The organism is Streptomyces sp. NPDC101227, assembly GCF_044767545.1.
In the GTDB taxonomy this organism is placed as follows: domain Bacteria; phylum Actinomycetota; class Actinomycetes; order Streptomycetales; family Streptomycetaceae; genus Streptomyces.
This window is the reverse complement of sequence record NZ_JBIWOD010000001.1, coordinates 140,661-159,291: the sequence shown is the minus strand read 5'-3', so window position 1 is coordinate 159,291 and position 18,631 is coordinate 140,661. Positions and strand designations below refer to the sequence as shown.

The window sequence follows — 18,631 nt, the reverse complement described above, 5'->3', positions numbered from 1 at the left end:
CCGGAAGCCCCGACCCCTCCCCCGCCTCCCCCGCCCCTACGACATGCCGAACCGCTCTTCCAGCGCCGCCAGCCCCGCCCCGTACACCCCGTCCCCGAAGACCTCCTCGACCTGGCGGACGGCCTCCGCGGCGCCCTGGTAAGTCGCCGACCAGCGCACCTCGGTGCCCCGGTCGTGGGGGACGGCCGTCAGCGTGGCCTCGTAAGCGGTGATGGGGAGGAAGGGGTCGAGGACCGTGTAGCGGTACGAGCGTGTGGTGTCGTCCTTGGCAAGGAGGCGCTCGCGGGCCACGACCGTGCCCTCGAGGGTGAATGCCCGTATGGCGCCGGGGGTTTCGGGGTCGGCGTCGTCCTCGATGACCGAGGGCGGAACGTGCGGGTGCCAGTCGGCGAGGCCGTCGAAGCGGCCGATGGTGCGCCAGACCGTGTCGGGGTCGGCGGGGAGAACGATGCTGCGGATGAGGCTTGGCATGGTGTCACCTGGTCCTGTCGTCTGGGGACTTGCACCTGGGGTCTGGGGGTGGGGAGCGGGGGACGTCCCGGGGGGCCGTCGCGGGAAGACGGCGTTACCAGGTGCTGTCGCCGCGCAGGACCGCGTCGGCGCCGCCGTCCACGAAGACGACCTGGCCCGTGACATGCGTGTTCTCCGGGGAGGTCAGCCAGGCCAGCAGCGGGGCGACCTGCTCCGGACGGGCGTGGCCGTGCAGCGGCATCGGGACGGTCGCGTCGACGGCCTTGCGCATTTCGGCGTTGCCGAGCATGGGCTCGGTCATCGGGGTGACGATGGTGCCGGGGGCGACGGCGTTGAGCGGGATGCCGGCGGCGGCCCAGTCCGCGGTGACGGCGGTACGGCGGAGCCAGCGGGCGATGGCGTGTTTGGACGAGCCGTAGATGGCATACCCCTCACCACGGTCGACAGCGGCCTGAGCCGCGGAAACGGCCGCTTCCTCATCGTCGGCCAGAGCCGCGTCGACAATGGCCGGGTCGTGGGGGTGGACCGAGGCGACCGACGAAATCAGAACGGCGCGCGGATCGGCGCCGGCGGCCAACAGCGGGCGCAGCCCTTCGAGGGTGGCGACCACGCCGAAGTAGTTGACCTGGACAGTCAGCGGCGTGAACTGGGCGAGGCCGGCGCAGGCGATCACGGCATCGAGTCGGCCGCCCGTCAACTCCCGGGCACGGTCGGCCAGTTCCGTACGGCCGGCGGGGGTGGAGAGGTCTGCGGAGATGTCGACGCCCTTGAGGTCGGCGCCGAGCACGGTGTGGCCTTGTTCGCGGAGATGGGCGGCGGTGGCCTTGCCTATCCCGGAGGCCGCTCCGGTGACGAGGTAAGTACGCGGCATGGTCGGCTCCTTCGCTGATGCGTACCGGTCGAAAGCGAGTCGATGAAGAGGCGATGAAGAGGCGAATGAGAGAAGCGGGCAGCCAAGACAGCCACGGCAGTCACAGTGGCCACACAGCCGCACGATCGGTCGCGGTCGTTGGGGCCCGGCGCCGCAGCCAACATACGCTTTATTGGCATGACGTGCCAATAAACTGTTCCGTGACAGAGTTGGGCCCGGACGGCCCGGGAGTCCCGGAAGAACCCGGGCAGCGAACGGCGAGGAGAGGTGGATGACGGCAGCGCGAGGCAGACCAACGCTGACCGAGCGACGGCGGCAGGAGACCCGGATGGAGATCGCGGAGGCCGCGGCCGCCCTCTTCGCCGATCAGGGGTACGACGCGACGACCGTCGAGGACATCGCGTTGGCGGCCGGCATCTCGCTGCGCACCTTCTACCGCTACTGCGCGGCGAAGGAGGACGCGCTCACGCCCGTACTGACCTCCAGCGTCGGCCAGCTCGTCGAACAGCTCGCCACCCGTCCCGTCGACGAACCGCTGACCAGCGCGGTCCGGGCGGCATTCGGCACGTCGACATCGGCCCGGCGCCTCGCGGACACCGAGCGGGCGCGGCGGCTGATCCGTGTCATGGGCAGCGTTCCGGCGATCCGCATGCGGTGGATGGCCGCCGGGCGCGATATGCAGGACCGGCTGGTACCCGTGCTTGCGGTGCGTACGGGAGCGTCGCCGGACAGCCTCGAGGTGCGGTTGCTGGCCTGTGCGTTGATCGACGCGATCACCGTCGCCACGGAGCACTGGGCCCGCCAGGACGACCCGGAGGACGTCGCCGAGCTGACCCGCCGCGCGCTGGATTATCTGCGGGTCGACGAGCTCCAGGCCACCGCTGGGCCCCGCTCGCCCTCCCCCAGCCCCTGACCTGCACCGTTGGCCACGCCCCCCGGTGCGGTTCCCGGAAAACGGACCCGGTCCGGTTCCGAAAAGATCGCGCTTGGAGCGCGGTGCGCGACGTGGGGCCGAATTTCTCCCGGTGCGTATGGACAATGGAGAATGCACGTGCGAACGCCCGTCCGGCATGAGCCTGGCACCAGTCCGGTACGAGTCCGATACGCGTCCGGGAGGAGCGGCCTTCGCAGTGGTTCCCAACGGGGGAGAGATAAAGTGCGGAAGATCATCGCGATAGGCCTGGCAGCGGTGGCGTGCAGCGCCTCGCTGACCCTGTCCACGGCGGCCGACGCGGCGGCGGCCGACCGCTCGCCGCAGTGCGTCAAGGTACGGAAGTACTTCAACAACGGCCATAACCGCTATGTGCGGCTGACGAACCTGTGCGGCAAGCGCACCTCGTGCTTCACCATCGTCATCCCGCACGCGAAGGACCCACGCGGCCGCCTCCCGAAGGGCGAGACCAAGGACGTCCGCTACGGGAAGACGTCGGGTCCGCGGGCGCTGTTCGTCAGGAACACGCCCTGCTGAACCGGCGGCCCCGCCGTACCGCGGCCGCCGTCAGCACCTGGGGCGGCGGCTGAGGCCCGGCCTCCCGCCGTGACGGGCGGGCCCGAGTTGTGGATCACCGGGACGGGGGCGGTGGCGGCAGTGCACGGCGATGGATCGGCTCGCTGCCACCGCCTGGTCCTGGTCTGCCGCCGGTCAGCCGCCCGTTTCCCGCCGGTACGGCCGGGCAGGAGCACGGCCGCGGCAAGCCCGCACAGCGACATGCCGGCAACCCGGGCAATCGGCTCCTCCTCGCGGCCTCACCCCCGGAGCACCCGTACAAGGCCCAGGTCATCGACCGGGCCACGCGCGCAGGATGCAAAGCAGCGCGCCTTCGCCCCCTGGTTACGGCGACCTCACCGCCGATGACCGGCGCTCCCGCGGCTCACATCCGTACGGCCGCCCGGCTCACATCCGTACGGCGATGCCGTCCAGCACCATCGAGAGGTACTGACGGGCGATCTCCTCGGGGGTGCGCTGCCCGCCCGGCCGGTACCAGCTCGCGGCGACCCAGACGGTGTCGCGGACGAAGCGGTAGGTGAGGCGGATGTCGAGATCGGCCCGGAAGACCCCGTCGCTCACGCCGCGCTCCAGGGTGCCCAGCCAGGCCTTCTCGAATTTCCGCTGGGAGTCGGCGAGGTAGCCGAACCGGGGCTGGGCGGCGAGCTGCTTGGACTCCTTCTGGTAGATGGCGACCGCGGCGCGGTGCCGGTCGATCTCCCGGAAGGACTCGGTGACCAGGGCCTCGATGGTTTCCCTCGGCCCGAGACCGGCGTCGAGGACGGCGTCGTATCCGTCCCAGAGCTCGGTCAGAAAAGTAGCGAGGATCTCGTCCAGCATCGATTCCTTGGAATCGAAGTGGTAGTAGAGGCTGCCCGCGAGCATGCCGGCCTCGTCCGCGATGCGGCGGACGGTGGTGGCGTTGTAACCCTGCGCTGCGAACACCTCTGCCGCGATGGCCAGCAGTTCGCGGCGGCGTTCCGGGGACGCGTTCGCGGTCGTCGTCTTCTTCTTGGCGGTTGGCACCCGGCCATTGTCGCTGCCGGGCCGGGCCGGGCAGCGGGAGCCGGTCGGCGGATATCATTCACTGGTAAAACACCTGTTAAGCTTTTTGCATGGGGAAGCACGCCAAGCCCTCCGGGAAGAGACCGACCACCGCGCCTGATGGCGTGGTGTGGGCCCGTCCGCTGCCCCTCAGGAGCACGGTCCGGCTGCGCCGCCCCGTCGACATCTGGCACAAGCCGGCGCTCAGCGCGGTCGTGGCCATGGCGATCCCCGATCTCACGCTGTTCGCCCTCGGCCGGATGGATCTTGTCCTCTACACCTCCGCCGGATCGCTGTGTGCCCTGTACGCACACGGCCTCCCGTACGCCGCCCGTGCCCGCACGCTGCTGTGGGTGGTGCTCGGCATGGTCGCGAGCCTCGGTATCGCGCTGACCGCCGCGTCGGTGATCACCTCGGCCGCCGTGCTCGTCGTGCTCGCCTCGCTGCTCGCCGCCGCGCACAAGATGGCGTGCGATGCGACGCGCATCGGGCCGCCGGGAAATCTGATCCTGACCTTCGTCGCCGCGTCGGCCTTCTTCGTGCCGCAGCGCCTCGGGCAGGTGCCTGCGCACATGGCGCTGGCGCTCGGCACCGGCGGACTCGCCTGGCTGGTGTGCATGGCGCCGGCGCTGGTACGGCCGCGGGGTCCGGAGCGGATCGCCACCGCGCGCGCCCTGGAGGCCGCGGCCGGGCTGCTGCGTACAGGGGTGGGCGCCGGCGGCACCGACGGGCCCGGGGTGGCACACGCCCGACATGCCACCGCGGCCGCCGTGAACGCCGCCTGGCACACGCTCTTCCTCGTCCCCACGCACACCCCCGCGCGGGCCGCCGCACGCGGGGAGCTCGAGCGGCTCCTCGTACGGGCCGAGTCGGCGCTCGGCGGCGCCGGGTCCGGGGAGGCGGACCCGGTGGCGGAGGCCGAACTCCTCGCCGCCCGGGCGCACGCGCTGCGGGGCGGACGGCCGCTCACCGAGGTCCCGCTCACCACCGCGGAGGCCGAGGACCTCGCCGGGATCACCATGGAGCGGGCGACGGACAGCGCAACGGACGGGGCGGCGCCGGCCCTGCGGCGTCCGGCGCCCGGCCGCCCCGGCGGCGTGCGGGCGGTACTGGCGCGGCTCGCGCCGGGATCGCCGTTGCTGCCCATAGGCGCGCGGGTCGCCGCGGGGTGCGTGCTGGCCGGCTGGGTGTCGATGGCGGTCGGCGTCGGGCACCCGTACTGGGCCGTGGTGACCGCGGCCTCGATCTACCAGGCCAACACCACCCTCTCCTGGCAGCGTGCGCTGCAGCGCACGGTCGGCAATCTGCTCGGCCTGCTGCTGTTCTGTGCGCTGCTGCCGCTGATCCACACCGGGCAGCTCGCGATGATCGGGCTCGCTCTGGCCTTCCAGTTCGGCGCCGAGGCCTGCATCACGAGGAACTACTGGCTGGGGTCGGTCTGCGTCACGCCCATGGCGCTGCTGCTGACCGAATTCGGCCGCCATCTGCCCGCGACGACGCTGATCGGCGACCGCTGGATCGACACCCTGGTGGGCGCGGCGGTCGGCCTGGCCTGCTGCGTGGTGGTGACCAACCGCCGAGCCGCCGACCGTATCGACATCGCTCTGGAACGGGTGGCGGCCGCGGAGATCGCGGCATGCCGGTTGCTCGACACGGCGCCCGCGCCGGGGGCGGACGACGCCGGGCAGGCCGGCTGGGCCCGCGACCGGCTCGTCGGCTGCCTGGTGGAGCTGCGGGAAGCGGCCGATGTCGCGGCGGGCGAGTGGTGGCAGCGGGCTCTTCCGCAGGAACGGATCGCCGGCGCCGAGCAGCGGGGCCACCGCGCGCTGGCCGGTCTCGTACGGCGTCTCTCGGCGCCCGCTCCGGTGGCCTGACCCCCGCCGCCGCCCGGCCCACGCCACAGGGCGGCCACCGCACGTCGGACAGCACACGGCAGGCACAATTGGGTCCGTGGGCAGGGGCCGTCACCAGGGCTCCGGCGAAGCGGTACGGCAGTGGTCGAGAGGAGAGCGCGGGTGGCCGAGGACATCGTCGCGGGGGTGCTGCGCCAGTGGCAGCAGGTGCACCCCGGGCTGGACACCGGCCCGATGGCGGTGATCGGACGGCTGAACCGCTGTTCCGCGCTGCTGCAGCAGGCGGCCGACGCCCCGCTGCGGCGGGCCGGGCTGACCCGGCCCGAGTTCGACATCCTCGGCACGCTGCGCCGGATGGACCGCGAGCTGACCCCGGGCCGGATCGCGCGCGAGACGTTCGCCTCCGGTGCCGCCGTCACCAAACGCGTCCGGCAGCTGGAGGAGCGCGGCCTGATCGCCCGCCGCCCCGATGACCGGGACCGCCGCGTCACCCATCTCTCCCTCACCGTCGAGGGGCGCGAGACCATCGACCGGCTGCTGCCCGAACAGCTGCGGTACGAGGCCGCGTTGCTGGACGGCATCGGCGACGAGCGGCAGGAGGAACTCTCCGCGGCGCTGGGTGAGTTGCTGGTGGTGTTGGAGGGGCGGCTCGGCAGTCTGCTGGAGTGACCGGCCCGGCCCGGGGCGGGTCTGGCGGCTGCGCGTGGGGCGGGCGGATCAGGCGGGCCCGTCGGCCGGCTGCGCCTGAAACGGCTCCGCCGGGAACGGCTCATCGTTCCAGCGGAACCACGCCGCATCGTCCTCGATGTGCAACAGGAACTCGGCCACCGGCCGCCCGGCCGGAGCCACCAGCCGCACGCCCTCGGAGGCCCGGCTGTAGGCGTCCTCCCAGGCCGTCACGTCGTCGTCGATCGTGTCGATGAGCTCCAGCTCACGGGCGAAATGCGGCCGCAGTTCCGGGTAGCCGGGGCCGGGCACGAACCGCCCGTTCAGCCAGGGGAAGTCGGCCTCCGTGACCGTGATCTCCCCGACCACTTCCGTCCCGCGCTCCACCCGCCATACTTCGCCGATCATCGGCATTGCCGCCTCCCCTTGGTCGTGCCGGTGACACGCGCGGCGCGCCCCCGCGGACGGTGCGGGAGCGTACGGGGCGCGTGACGGTCGGTCGACAGGATCTCAGACCGGGTGCGGGCGGCGGGGCCGATAGCGCCGCATCGCCGGCCGCACCGCTTCGGCTTCGTCACACCGCCTCGGCTGCCCGTCGGTCACGGCTCCGGACCGGCGATGCGGTCACGGCTCCAGGCGTGCGACGCGGCCCTTTTCGCCCGCGGCCCAACAAGCCCCGTCCCGGGCACAGTCGACGGTGTCGTACGAGCCCGTGTCGATGGTGGACCAGGTGCGGCCGCCATCGGTGGTGATATCGCTGCCGGACGGGCCGACGGCCAGGGCGGTGTGCCGGGAGCCGGGGAGCCAGGCGACACCCGAGCGGTAGGCCGGCGGGGGCGTGGTGGCCGGGGCCCAGGTCGCGCCACCGTCGGCGCTGACCGCGGCGGCGTGCGGAGAGGGCTGGTCGGGGCGGTAGTCGCCGCCGACGGCGAGGCCGTGCGTACGGTCGCGGAAGGCGAGGGCGAAGACGCCGCGGGCCGGATCGCCCGCCGGGACGGGGGCGTCGGCGGCCGTCCAGGTGTGGCCGCGGTCGGTGGTGTGCAGGACGCGGGCGTGGTCGGCGCCGCCGGTGGCGATCCAGGCGTCGCGGGGCCCGTTGGAGACCAGGCACTGGCCGCTGGCGGCGAAGGCGGCTTCGCCCTTCTGGGCAGGTGGCATGCCGCCCGTTGGCAATACATGCCAGCTGCGGCCGCCGTCGCGGGTGGAGAGGATGCGGTAGGCGCCGTCGACGGGGTCGCCGAGCGCGAGGCCGTGGCGGCGGTCGAAGAAGGTGAGGCAGTCGTAGAAGGCGCGCGGATCGGGGTTGCGGAAGGTTTCGGTCCAGGTGGCGCCGGCGTCGTCGGTGCGCAGGACGCGGGAGGCCGCACCCTCGCCGATCGCGAGGACGACCGCGTGGCGGGCGTCGAGCGCCTCGATGTCGCGGAACTCCAGGGCCCCGGCGCCGGGTGGCGAGATATCGCTCCAGTGCCGGCCGCCGTCGCGGGTGCGCAGCACGGTGCCGTTGGTGCCCGCGACCCAGGCGGTCGTGCGGCTGACGGCCGCCAGGCCACGGAAGCGGGCGGTGGTGTTCGTGTCGTGCCGCGCGACGGTGGGTTCGAGGCGCCAGTGCCCGTTCCCGCGGGGCGCCGGATCGCCGTTCGGCGGGGGCGATGCGGTCGCAGGGCCGGCGGCCATCGTGGCGAGCGCCGCCGCTGCGCAGGTCATCGCCGTCAGCGCGGTCATGACCTTCCCGGCCACCCAGGTCATCCCCGTCTCCCCCCGTCCACCCGGTCCCCGTCGCGCTGGAAGCTAGCCCAGCGCGGCGGCCCCGTCCAGACCGCCGGGGCGGGCCGCAACTCCCCCGGGCGCGCTCCGATGTGCGGCTGCGCGCGTCCGCGGGGCCCTGCGGACGCGCGGTTCGGATAGGTTCGGACCTTCGCGGCAATGCTTGCATTTCGCATGCGTAAAGAGGGCATATCCTCGCATTCGAAGAGTGGTGACGCAGGTCACGCAGGAATCCGATGCACGGTGGCGATGGCCCACGCGTCCTAGTCGTTGTACAGACGAGGAACTGCACCGAACGTAAGGGAGCCGGCGATGTCCACCGTCATCGAACAAGCCGTTCAGGCCCGTCTCATCGCGACTGCACCGCAGTCGCGGGTGATTCCGGCTGCCCTTCGCTACGACCTCACCGACCCTTACGCGGTGCGTCTGGTGTTTCCGCCCGCCGCCTCGCTGGACGGCGCCGAGGTCGCGTGGACCTTCGGGCGCGAACTGCTGGCGGAGGGGCTGCGGCGGACCGCCGGTGCGGGGGACGTACAGATCTGGCCGTGCGGCATCGACGGCGTCGTGGTGGAGTTCCACACGGCCGACGGGATGGCGCTGGTGCAGTTCGAGGCACGGGATCTGCGGCTGTTCCTGGCCTGGTCGTACGCGGTCGTCGAAAAGGGCGGCGAGGCGCGGCACCTGGACGTCGACGCCGATCTCGCCGCGCTGCTGCGCGAGGCGTAGCGGAAGCGGGGCGGTGGACGGGAGGGCTGAGCGGGCACGTCGGCTGCGCAGGGACCGGCCGGCGCAGAAGTCCCCTCCGCCAATCGAGTCGGCGGAACGCCCAACTCTCCTCAATTCAGGAGGAGTTGGGCCTTTCTTTTGCGTCAGCACGCGCGGGACGGATCGTCAGCCGTCGCCCTTCGGCTCCTCGCCGCCGAAGAGGTTGGCCAGTTGCCGGTCCATCAGACGCATCGCCTGCTCCGGGCCGTGTATGTCCAGCAGGACATAGGTGGAGAGGCCGTCGGCCAGGCTGATCAGCAGCATGGCCTCGTCCTCGGTGGCCCGGTCGGGCGGGAGTTCGCCGCGTTCCGCGGCCCGCCGGAGCTGGTCGGCGAAGAAGGCGCGGAGTTTGGGGATGCCCTCCTTTGCCTCGCCGCGCAGCCCCTCGTCGTGTACGGCGCGGTTGAAGTACGCCGCGCCGACCAGCGTGCCGATGCGGCTCTTCTCGTCCAGCGGCAGCATCCCGGACAGACAGGCGCGCAGCACCTCGCGCGGTGACGGCTCCCCGGCCAGGGCGGCGATGCGTTCGCGGATCCGGTGGTCGGCCAGGCGGTTGATGTGCTGGAGGGCGAAGGCGAGCATCTCGTCCTTGGTGCGGAAGTAGTGCTGGAGCCGGCCGAGGGAGATGCCGGCCTCGGCGGCGACGTCGCGCAGGCTCGCGCCGTCCAGGCCCCGGGTGCTCGCGATCCGCCAGAGCGCCTCGGAGATCTCCTGGCGTCTGGCTTCGTGGTCCACCTTCTTGGGCATGGCCGGCTTCCCTTCTTCCGCGCGTCGCCGGGGCACCCGTCGACGGCCGCTCGTATGGACAAGCCGCTCCCCCAAGCCGCTTTTACAAGTCACTCGTACCGTTATAACGTACCGGTACTCAATACACTTGACTTGGAAACCGGTGATCCCGCATGCCCGAGCACGCCGCCCCGCTCCTGCGCCCACCCCGCCATCGCGTCGATCCCCGGGCTCGCCGCTGGTGGACCGTGCAGGCGCTGCTCACGCTCAGCGGTCCGATGCTGCTCACCGCGCTCGTCATGGCGGCGCTCAGCGCGCTGTTCTTCCCGGGTGCGCTGCCGTGGCTGGGTCCGTTGCTGCTGGTCGTGCTCGTGTTGCCGGCCGTCGGCTATCTCGCGCTGATGCCGCGGTGGCGGTATGCGGTGCATGCATGGGAGCTGGGCGAGCGCGCGGTGTACGCGGCCGGCGGCTGGTTCTGGCAGCAGCGGCGGATCGCGCCGCTGTCGCGCGTGCAGACGGTGGACACCGTGCGCGGTCCCATACAGCGGCGGTACGGGCTGGCGACGGTGACCGTCACCACCGCTTCCACGGCCGGCGACGTCAAGATCGCCGGGCTGTCGGACGCGGTCGCCGAGGAGCTGGCGCGGCGGATCGGCGAGGCGGCGCAGGACGTGCCGGGGGATGCCGCATGACCGGCCACTCCAGCCACCCCGGCCCCCCGGCCCCCTCGCCGGCCCACGCGGCCCGCTGGCAGCGCCTCGATCCCCGTACGCTGCTGGTGCACTGCGGCTGGATGGCGCCGCCGCTCGGTTCGCTGGCGCTGACGGCGCTGGCCACCGGGGGCCGGATCACCGGCGGGGCATGGACCACGCTCATCGCCATCGCCGCGTCCTTCGCCGTGGTCACCGCGATCGGCCTGATCCGCTGGGCGCGTACCGACTTCCGCGTCACCGACGACCGCTTCGAGGTCCGCAGCGGGCTGCTGACGCGGCGGCTGCGCAGCGTGCCGCTGCACCGCATCCGTACCGTCGATCTGACGGCCACTCCCCTGCACCGGCTGCTGGGCGTCACCGTGCTGCGGGCCGGTACGGCCGGCTCCGGGGACAACGGCGGCGAGCTGTCGCTGGAGGCGCTGAAGGCCGCCGAGGCGGACCGGCTGCGCGCCCGGCTCATCGCCCGCGCAGGGGCCGGGTCGGCCTCCGAGGACCCGGTGACGGCCCGCATCGACTGGCGCTGGCTGCGCTATGCGCCGCTCACCTTCTGGGTCGTCGGCGGCGTGTTCGCGGCGGCCGGGTCCGTCTACCGCGTGCTGGACGGCATCGGCATCGAGCCCTGGAAGATCGGCTTCGTCCGCCGGGCGTTCACCGAATTCGGCGCGAGCATGCTGTGGCTGACGGTCCCGGCGGCGCTGCTCGCCGTGCTGGCCCTCGGCTCGGTCGGCGCGGTCGCCCTCTACGTCGAGAACTGGTGGAACTACCGGCTGGAGTGGGCCGACGCACACACCCTGCGGGTGCGCCGGGGACTGTTCACCACTCGTTCCGTCACCATCGAACGGGCCCGGCTGCGGGGCGTGCTGCTGCGGGAGCCGCTGCTGCTGCGGGCCGGCGGCGGCGCGCTGGTCCGCGCGGTGGCGGGCGGCCTCGGCAACCGCGAGGAGAACCGCCGGCGCAGCGCACTGCTGCCTCCCGCACCGCGCCGGGAGGCGCTACGGGTGGCCGACGGCACCCTGCAGTCCCCCTTCCCCGTAATGGAGTTGACGCCGCATCCCCGGGTTGCGCTGCGTCGTCGACGGGTGCGCGGCCTGCTCTTCGCGGTGCTTCCCGGCACGGCCGTACTCGCCGTCCTCGGGGCCGTCTGGACGCCCGTACTGCTGCACTGCGCCTGGATCTACGCGGCGCTCGGCACGGCCGCCGTGGGGTGGCTGGCACGGGACGCGTACCGCACTCTCGGCCACGGCATACGCGGCCGGTATCTGGTCGTCCGCTCGGGCACCTTCAGCCGCGACACCCTCGCCCTCCAGCGGGAGGCGATCGCCGCCTGGACGTTCACGACCTCGCCGTTCACCCGGCGGGCCGGGCTGGTCACGCTGACCGCGGCGGTCGCGGCGGGCGAGGAGCGCTATCGCCTCCCCGACCTCGCCGCCGACGATGCCGCGGCCCTCGCGTCGGCGGCCGCGCCGGGAATCCTGGAAGAGTTCCTGATGCCTCCCGGGGCGGCGCGTTCCGGAGCGAGGGAGCGGCCGCTCAGATCTCGATGATGAGCTTGCCGCGGACATGGCCCGCCTCGCTCAGCTCCTGCGCCTTGGCGGCCTCGGCGAGCGGGAAGGTCTCGGCGACCGGGACGGCCAGCCGGCCCTCGACGGCCAGGCGGGCCTGCGCGGCCAGCCCCGCACGGACCGCCTCCGGCGGCGTGCCGCCCGCCGAGAACGGCACCCCGTACTCCTCGGCCCGGGTATCGGCGATGGTGACGATGCGCTCGGTCGTGCCGCCGCGCAGCTCGATCGACAGCGGCAGCGCGTCATGGCCGGCCGCGTCGAAGACCGCGTCGATCCCCTGCGGCGCGGCCGCCCGTACCCGGTCGGCGAGACCGTCCCCGTACGCCACGGGGACGGCACCCAGCGTGCGCAGGAAGTCGTGGTTGGCCGGGGAAGCGGTGCCGATCACGGTGGCTCCCAGGGCCACCGCGAGCTGCACGGCCACCTGGCCGACCGCGCCCGCCGCGCCGTGCAGGAGGAGGGTCTCGCCCTCCTTCAGGCCGAGCTGGTCCAGGACGCGCTGCGCGGTCTCACCGGCGACGGGCAGCGTCGCGGCGACGGCGAAGGAGAGCTCGGCGGGCTTGGCCACGATGTCCCCGGCGATGGCGTACTCCGCGTAGGCCCCGGTCCTGGTCCAGCCGAAGACCTCGTCGCCGACGGCCCATTCCGAGACGCCTTCGCCGAGCGCGTCCACGGTCCCGGCGAATTCCAGGCCCGGCACGGCGGGAAACGTCGTCGGATAGAACTGCTCGACCCACCCGTAACGCCGCTTGTAGTCCAGGGGGTTGACGCCGACCGTCACCACCTTCACCCGTACCTCGCCCGGCGCGGGTTCCGGCTTGTCGGTGTGCCCGTGGTGGAGCACCTCTGCGCCGCCGAATTCGTTGTAGATGATCGCTCGCATAGCGGTTTCCCCGTTCGATGCAGGTGAGGCGGTGGGTTGATGGCACAAGCCTGGCCGGTGGGACGCGGCGCACGGCCCGGCCATCGGAACAGTCCCACCTGGCCGAAAGGCCAGCGCCCGTCCCGGCGGGCCTGGTTAGGCTCGGCCGCATGGAGTTGACCGGATCCGTGCCCGCCCTGACCGCCGCCTATGAGGTCATCCGCCAGCCGCTGGGCGAGATTCTGCCCCGGCTCTCCTCGGTCCTGGCCGAGTCGGTCCCGCACCTGGCGGCGGCGGAACTGTCCACGCACTGCGCGCATTCACCGTTCAAGACGCACGGCCCCCCGGAGGTCGTCGACCGGCTCACCACCGCCGACCTGGCTCCGCTGCTCGCCTCGGGCACGCCCGGCCGGCCCTGGCAGGGCACGCTCGACCTCGCCGGGGCCGAGCGGCCGGTGCTCGCCGTGACGAGCCATGCGACGCCGCGGGGGGCCGTTCTGCTGCTCGTACGGGACGCGGCCGCGGCATCGGCCGATGAGCCGACGCTCGACCTCGTACAGGCGCTGTGGGACGTGGTGACCAGCCATTTCGACCGGATGGCGACCGAGGCCCTGCCCGGGGCGCTGGCCCGCTCGCGGACCGCCGCCGGGACCCGGGCCCGGGTGATCGCCGAGCTGGGCGAGGGGTACTCGGCCGCGCTGACGGGGCTGCTGGGGGTGCTGCGGAGCCGGCACCTCGACGATGCGGCGGCCCGCGCCACCGCCACGGATCTGGCCGTCGCGGCGCTGGTGGCGCTGCGCGCGGACGCGGAGCGGGACCAGGAGATCGCCGAGGAGCCGGCCGGGCAGGCATTCGCCCGGCTCGCGGACTCGCTGCGGCCGCTGGTGCGCTACAGCCCCGTACGGCTCGAGCTGGGCGCGCCGGACTCCCCGCGGACGCTGCCCGCCGATGTGGCGCACACGGCGCGGGCGACGGTCCGGGCGGTGCTGCTGAAGGTGCTGGAGCAGGAGTCGGTGAGCCGGGTGCACGTCGGCTGGGCCATCGCCGACGGCGAACTGCGCGCGACGGTGCGCGACGACGGGCCCGGCACGCTCACGGCGTGCGCGCTCACCCCCGGCCTGCTGCGGGACCGGCTCGACGTGCTGAACGGCCGGCTGGACCTCGACGCGGTGCCCGGGTGGGGCTCCACGGTCACCGCGACGATCCCGCTGAGCGCCTCCCAGGATCCGGTGGCCGATCCGCTGACCGCCCTGGGCGAACGGGAGTTGCAGGTGCTGGCCCGGCTCGCGCTCGGCCACCGCAACCGGATGATCGCGGAGGAACTGCACATCAGCCAGTCGACGGTGAAGTTCCATGTCGCGAACATCCTGACAAAGCTGGGGGTGGAGTCGCGGGGCGCGGCGGCGGCGCTGTTCCACACGGCGGCGTAGGCGGCACGGCCGCTCCGCGGGCCCGCCCCCGCACCCGCTACGTGACGCAGATCACACGGACATCTCCCTCCGGCACGTGCACGGCAACGGCCAACCCGCCGTCCTAATGAACGAACTGAACGAGCCGTGTCCCGGCCCCCATCCGGGACCGACAGCCGTGAGGGAGCAGCCGCGATGCCCAGCGTCATCGACCACGCCGTCCGAGTCCGCCTCATCGCGACCGCCCCCGGCCCGCACGCGGTACCCGCCGTGCTGCAGTACCGGCCCGCCGACCCGCTCGCCGTGCGGATCTCCTTCCCTCCGGAGATCTCGCTGGACGGTGCCGCGGTGGACTGGGCGTTCGCCCGCGAGCTGCTGGACGAGGGGCTGCGCGGGCCCGCCGGGCGGGGCGACGTACGGATACGGCCCTACGGCCGGGACCGCACGGTGATGGAGTTCCACGCGGACGAGGGCGTCGCCATGGTGCAGATGAAGACCGCGGACCTGCGGCTGTTCCTGGCGCGCTCGTACTCGGCCGTGCCGGCGGGCCAGGAGGGGGCGCAGAGCGCCGTCGAGCGCGGCCTGGCGGAGCTGTTCGGAGCGGCCTGAGCACGCTGGATCCGGGCGGCCTCGGCCCACCCGGACGCGGGGCGGCCCGCGGGCCGCCCCGGGGGTCGGTCAGCGCTTCGGGAAGCCGAATCCGTAGCCCTGCTGCACCATCCACGGCAGCAGCCGGTCCAGCGACTCGACGGTCCTGGCGCGGTTGCCGCCGCCGTCGTGGAAGAGCACCGTCGGCCCGTTGGAGAGCTCGCCGCGCACCGTCGACTCGATCGTCGCCACGCTGCCGCCCTCGAAGTCCTTGCTGTCGACGTTCCAGCCCAGTGGGCGCATGCCGTGGTCGGCGGCGAGCTGACGGCTGTAGGGGGTGAAGGCGCCACCGGGGGCGCGGTAGTACTCGACCCGGGCGCCGCCCGCCGCCTTCTCGATCATCTTCTGGGCGTCGAGGATCTCCCGCGACTGGTAGCTCTGCGGGCGGTGATCCATGCCGGTGTTGTGGCTGACGGTGTGGTTGCAGAGCCGGTGCCCGGCGGCCACCACCTGCTTGACGATGTCGGGGTGCGCCGCGGCCTGCGGGCCGATCATGCAGAAGGTGGCCTTGACGCCGTGCTTCTTGAGGACCTCGAGCACCTTCGGGGTCCAGACCGGGTCGGGGCCGTCGTCGATGGTGATGTTGAGGCTGCGGCCGGGGCGGTCCGAGGCGTGCACGATCGACGACTCCACCGCGGTCCGGGCCCCCTGCCGGCCGTTCTTGCCCGCCGAGTCGACGGTGTCGGCGCTGGCCTTTACGGTGGCACCGGGCTGGGCGAACGCGAGAAACCCCGCAACGGACAGTGACACGGCCGCCGCAGCGACCACTCCTATGATCCCGCCCTCGATGCCGAAGCGCCGTGCCATGTGAATCCCGTCCCTCACCCGATGCCCGTGTGCCTACCGCGGCGGCTGTGCCGCCGCGCGCGACTTGCACCAGGACAGATGCAGGGGAGGGGGGACAGGCTGCTCCTGTTACGGATCCATCATGAAACTTATTGATACTGGACCCATGCCACGAGTACTTCTGATCGAGGACGACGCCGCCGTACGGGACGGAGTGACCCTCGCCCTACGGCGGCGCGGCCACGAAGTGGCGGCCGCGGCCAGCGGCGAAGAAGGGCTCGAGGTGCTGCCGGGCTTCCGCCCGGACATCGTCCTGCTGGACCTGATGCTGCCCGGCAAGGACGGCTTCGAGGTGTGCCGGCTGATCCGCGCCGACCGGCAGCTGCCCATCATCATGCTCACCGCCCGCGGCGACGATCTGGACGTGGTGCTCGGCCTGGAGGCCGGCGCGGACGACTACATCGTCAAGCCCGCCCGGGGCGAGGTCCTCGAGGCGCGGATCCGGGCGGTGCTGCGCCGGACCGCACTGCCCGCCAACGGCGAAACGGCCGGTGCGGAGCCCGGCCCGGCGCCCGTCGAGACGTACGGGGCGCTGGCCATCGACCGGGCCGGTCTGGTGGTCGGCAAGGCCGGCCAGGATCTGGCGCTGGCCCCCTCGGAGATGAAGCTGCTGCTGTTCCTTTCGGCCACCCCGGGGCAGGTCTTCAGCCGCCAGCAGCTGCTGGAGCACGTGTGGGAGCACAGCTACCACGGCGACGCCCGGCTGGTCGACGCGTGTGTGATGCGGCTGCGGACGAAGATAGAGGACACCCCGCGCAGCCCCCGCTACGTCCAGACCGTGCGCGGCTTCGGCTACCGCTTCGGGCCGCTGTGAGCCGCCTGGGCCGCCTGGCGCCCACCCGTCTCGTGCCGACCCGGCTGCGCGGCCTGCGGGCCCGGCTGGTGGTCGCGTTCGTGCTGGTGGCGGCCGTGAGCGCGCTGACCACCGCGAGCCTGACGTACCGCGAGGCCCGTAACGCCATCCTCCAGCGCTCCCAGGACATCGCCGTCAACGACCTGCGGGCGCAGATCAATTCGCTGGCGCCGGAGCTTCCGGTGCCGCCGTCCCAGTCGGACCTGGACTTCTTCCGGGTCCAGCTGGAGCGTTCGGGCACCTCCCGGGACTGGGACATCTCGGTGCACTACAGCGGCGTCCCGGACAGCGAGGACAGCGCGCTGCAGGGCGGTGTGACGGTCCCGGCCGGTCTGCGGGAGTCGGTGGAAAAGCGCCATGTGCCGGTCTTCCAGCGCATCGACCGCGGCGGCGATCCCTGGCTGCTGATCGGCATGCCGGTACGCCAGACCGACGGCGACGCCTCCGCCCTGACCATCTACGCCCAGCTGCCGCTGAGCGCCGAGGAGGCCAATGTCGAGGCGCTGGTGGACGCGGCCCGGGGCGGCGCGCTGCCGGTGCTCGCGCTGGCCGTGATCCCGGCGCTGCTCGCCGCGCGCGGGGTGCTGCGTCCCGTACGGCGGCTGCGGCAGGCCGCCGGGCGGCTCGCCGAGGGCAAGCTGGACACCCGGCTCGAGGTGAAGGGCACCGACGAACTCTCCGACCTGTCCCGGACGTTCAACGACATGGCCGCGGAGCTGGAGGAGAACGTGGCGGAGCTGCGCCGGCTGGAGGCCAACTCCCGGCGGTTCGCCGCCGATGTCTCGCACGAGCTGCGCACGCCGCTGGCGGCGATGGCCGCGGTCACCGACGTCCTGGACGAGGACGCCGAGTCCCTCGACCCCGACACCGCCTCCGCGGTCCGGCTGATCAGCCAGGAGACGGGGAAGCTGGCGCGGATGGTGGAGGACCTGATGGAGGTCTCGCGGTTCGACGCGGGGGCGGCGGCACTGCATCTGGACGAGGTGGACGTCGCCGAAACCATCCGCAAGACGCTCCAGGCCAGGGCCTGGCAGCAGCGGGTGACGGCCGAGCTGCCGGCGGACGTACGGGCCCGGCTCGACCCGCGGCGGCTGGATGTGGTGGTCGCCAACCTGGTGGGCAACGCCCTGCACCACGGCGGCGAGCCGGTCCGCGTGCTGCTGCACGCCCCGCAGCCGGGCGCGGACCGGCTGCTGATCGAGATCGCCGACAGCGGCCCCGGCATCGACCCCGAGGTGCTGCCGCATGTCTTCGACCGCTTCTACAAGGCCGACTCGGCGCGCGCCCGGTCGGAGGGCAGCGGCCTGGGCCTGGCCATCGCGCTGGAGAACGTACGGCTGCACGGCGGTACGCTGAGCGCCGCCAACTCCCCCGAGGGCGGCGCGGTCTTCACCGTGGATCTGCCGCTGCGACGGGCCGCCGAGCACACCGCCGCGGACGACGGCGAAGGCGCCGCCCGCCCCGCGGCCGGGAAAGAGGACCACGCATGAACGCCCTGACCACCGCGCTCGGCGCGCGGGCCCGGCGGATCCTGGTGGGCGGCGTGGCCGGCGGCCTGCTGGCCGGTGCGCTGGCGGGCGCGCTGGCCGCCTGCGGGATCGCCCCCACCGACGCGATCGACGCCGGCGAGCCCGCCACCGGCCTGAAGTCCCCCGGCGAGCCCGCCGCCGATGTCCAGCTGTTCTTCTACGGCCCGAACGGGCTGCGCTCCGCGACCCGCCCCGCCAAGGCACCGGTCGATCCCCAGGACGCGATCGAGATGCTGATGGACGGCCCCAACCACGCCGAACGCCAGCGCGGCCTGTCCAGCGTGCTGCCGAAGTTCCCCGGGCGGCTCACCGCCACCACCGGCCGCGGCACCGTCGCCCTGAACCTGCCGATGAACGCGAAGCTGCTGGACTCGGCCTCGCTGAACCAGTTGGTGTGTACGGCGGCCAACGCCCGCGTCCCGGGGGACAAGCCACCGGGCGAGGTCACCGTCACGGTGCTGGGCGACGGCGTCCGCGTCGGCCCCATGGTCTGCGGCGGCAACAACGCCTTCCCAGTGGTCCAGCCGAGCCCGAACGGCGCGACGCCGCGGCCCTCGGACTGA

General features: G+C 73.0%; 20 protein-coding genes. 12 read left to right on the top strand and 8 right to left on the bottom strand.

Going from position 1 to position 18,631, the window contains the following annotated elements; all coding sequences use genetic code 11:
• Positions 1-36: 36 nt before the first annotated feature.
• Entirely contained in the window at positions 37-471 is a 435-nt protein-coding gene (locus ACIRPT_RS00750) for an SRPBCC family protein (protein ID WP_403820180.1), read from the bottom strand.
• 94 nt (positions 472-565) lie between these two features.
• Positions 566-1,342, bottom strand: coding sequence for an SDR family oxidoreductase (locus tag ACIRPT_RS00745; RefSeq protein WP_403820177.1), 777 nt, complete (start codon positions 1,340-1,342; stop codon positions 566-568).
• A gap of 271 nt (positions 1,343-1,613) precedes the next feature.
• Here ACIRPT_RS00745 and ACIRPT_RS00740 point away from each other — a divergent pair, with 271 nt between their 5' ends.
• Both ACIRPT_RS00740 and ACIRPT_RS00735 read left to right on the top strand, forming a co-directional pair.
• Complete coding sequence (locus ACIRPT_RS00740) at positions 1,614-2,255, top strand: TetR family transcriptional regulator (protein ID WP_403820175.1); 642 nt, start codon at positions 1,614-1,616, stop codon at positions 2,253-2,255.
• A 243-nt stretch (positions 2,256-2,498) separates the two neighbouring features.
• Positions 2,499-2,810, top strand: a complete 312-nt coding sequence (locus tag ACIRPT_RS00735) for a hypothetical protein (protein ID WP_403820172.1) — start codon at positions 2,499-2,501, stop codon at positions 2,808-2,810.
• A 426-nt stretch (positions 2,811-3,236) separates the two neighbouring features.
• On the opposite strand, the gene ACIRPT_RS00730 is transcribed toward ACIRPT_RS00735, so the two are convergent.
• Positions 3,237-3,854, bottom strand: a complete 618-nt coding sequence (locus ACIRPT_RS00730) for a TetR/AcrR family transcriptional regulator (RefSeq protein WP_403820169.1) — start codon at positions 3,852-3,854, stop codon at positions 3,237-3,239.
• An 89-nt stretch (positions 3,855-3,943) separates the two neighbouring features.
• On the opposite strand from ACIRPT_RS00730, the gene ACIRPT_RS00725 reads away from it, so the two are divergent.
• Together ACIRPT_RS00725 and ACIRPT_RS00720 are read left to right on the top strand one after the other, a co-directional pair.
• Positions 3,944-5,746: an FUSC family protein gene (locus tag ACIRPT_RS00725; protein ID WP_403820166.1), complete on the top strand. Its 1,803-nt coding sequence runs from the start codon at positions 3,944-3,946 to the stop codon at positions 5,744-5,746.
• Between the two features lie 141 nt (positions 5,747-5,887).
• A complete protein-coding gene (locus ACIRPT_RS00720) occupies positions 5,888-6,394 on the top strand; it encodes a MarR family winged helix-turn-helix transcriptional regulator (protein WP_403497811.1) in 507 nt (168 codons plus the stop codon).
• Positions 6,395-6,442: 48 nt separating this feature from the next.
• Here the strand turns inward: ACIRPT_RS00720 and ACIRPT_RS00715 are convergent, their stop codons facing one another.
• Positions 6,443-6,805, bottom strand: a complete 363-nt coding sequence (locus ACIRPT_RS00715) for a hypothetical protein (protein ID WP_403820163.1) — start codon at positions 6,803-6,805, stop codon at positions 6,443-6,445.
• Between the two features lie 210 nt (positions 6,806-7,015).
• Positions 7,016-8,137 (bottom strand): WD40/YVTN/BNR-like repeat-containing protein, encoded by a 1,122-nt coding sequence (locus ACIRPT_RS00710; protein ID WP_403820160.1) that lies wholly within the window; start codon positions 8,135-8,137, stop codon positions 7,016-7,018.
• Positions 8,138-8,467: 330 nt separating this feature from the next.
• On the opposite strand from ACIRPT_RS00710, the gene ACIRPT_RS00705 reads away from it, so the two are divergent.
• Positions 8,468-8,881, top strand: a complete 414-nt coding sequence (locus ACIRPT_RS00705; protein WP_403820158.1) for an SsgA family sporulation/cell division regulator — start codon at positions 8,468-8,470, stop codon at positions 8,879-8,881.
• Positions 8,882-9,046: 165 nt separating this feature from the next.
• Here the strand turns inward: ACIRPT_RS00705 and ACIRPT_RS00700 are convergent, their stop codons facing one another.
• The gene (locus tag ACIRPT_RS00700; RefSeq protein ID WP_403820155.1) at positions 9,047-9,667 is read right to left on the bottom strand and encodes a TetR/AcrR family transcriptional regulator; all 621 of its coding nucleotides are present in this window, start codon (positions 9,665-9,667) and stop codon (positions 9,047-9,049) included.
• 152 nt (positions 9,668-9,819) lie between these two features.
• On the opposite strand from ACIRPT_RS00700, the gene ACIRPT_RS00695 reads away from it, so the two are divergent.
• Both ACIRPT_RS00695 and ACIRPT_RS00690 read left to right on the top strand, forming a co-directional pair.
• Positions 9,820-10,338 carry a PH domain-containing protein gene (locus tag ACIRPT_RS00695; protein ID WP_403820152.1) on the top strand — a complete coding sequence of 173 codons (519 nt, stop codon included), beginning with the start codon at positions 9,820-9,822 and terminating at the stop codon, positions 10,336-10,338.
• Positions 10,335-11,903 (top strand): PH domain-containing protein, encoded by a 1,569-nt coding sequence (locus ACIRPT_RS00690; RefSeq protein ID WP_403820149.1) that lies wholly within the window; start codon positions 10,335-10,337, stop codon positions 11,901-11,903. The genes ACIRPT_RS00695 and ACIRPT_RS00690 overlap by 4 nt, the downstream gene beginning before the upstream one ends.
• Here the strand turns inward: ACIRPT_RS00690 and ACIRPT_RS00685 are convergent.
• Positions 11,890-12,804, bottom strand: a complete 915-nt coding sequence (locus tag ACIRPT_RS00685) for an NADP-dependent oxidoreductase (protein WP_403820146.1) — start codon at positions 12,802-12,804, stop codon at positions 11,890-11,892. The genes ACIRPT_RS00690 and ACIRPT_RS00685 overlap by 14 nt on opposite strands.
• Before the next feature lie 149 nt (positions 12,805-12,953).
• On the opposite strand from ACIRPT_RS00685, the gene ACIRPT_RS00680 reads away from it, so the two are divergent.
• Entirely contained in the window at positions 12,954-14,213 is a 1,260-nt protein-coding gene (locus ACIRPT_RS00680; RefSeq protein ID WP_403820143.1) for a LuxR C-terminal-related transcriptional regulator, read from the top strand.
• 174 nt (positions 14,214-14,387) lie between these two features.
• A complete protein-coding gene (locus ACIRPT_RS00675; protein WP_403820140.1) occupies positions 14,388-14,801 on the top strand; it encodes an SsgA family sporulation/cell division regulator in 414 nt (137 codons plus the stop codon).
• Positions 14,802-14,870: 69 nt separating this feature from the next.
• Here ACIRPT_RS00675 and ACIRPT_RS00670 read toward each other — a convergent pair whose 3' ends face one another.
• Positions 14,871-15,647, bottom strand: coding sequence for a polysaccharide deacetylase family protein (locus ACIRPT_RS00670; protein WP_403820137.1), 777 nt, complete (start codon positions 15,645-15,647; stop codon positions 14,871-14,873).
• Positions 15,648-15,792: 145 nt separating this feature from the next.
• Between ACIRPT_RS00670 and ACIRPT_RS00665 the strand changes: the two genes are divergently transcribed.
• From ACIRPT_RS00665 to ACIRPT_RS00655, 3 genes are read left to right on the top strand one after another with little or no spacing between them, the layout of a single operon-like run.
• Entirely contained in the window at positions 15,793-16,500 is a 708-nt protein-coding gene (locus ACIRPT_RS00665; protein ID WP_403820134.1) for a response regulator, read from the top strand.
• Positions 16,497-18,029: an ATP-binding protein gene (locus tag ACIRPT_RS00660; RefSeq protein WP_403820131.1), complete on the top strand. Its 1,533-nt coding sequence runs from the start codon at positions 16,497-16,499 to the stop codon at positions 18,027-18,029. The genes ACIRPT_RS00665 and ACIRPT_RS00660 overlap by 4 nt, the downstream gene beginning before the upstream one ends.
• Positions 18,026-18,631 (top strand): hypothetical protein, encoded by a 606-nt coding sequence (locus ACIRPT_RS00655; protein WP_403497791.1) that lies wholly within the window; start codon positions 18,026-18,028, stop codon positions 18,629-18,631. The genes ACIRPT_RS00660 and ACIRPT_RS00655 overlap by 4 nt, the downstream gene beginning before the upstream one ends.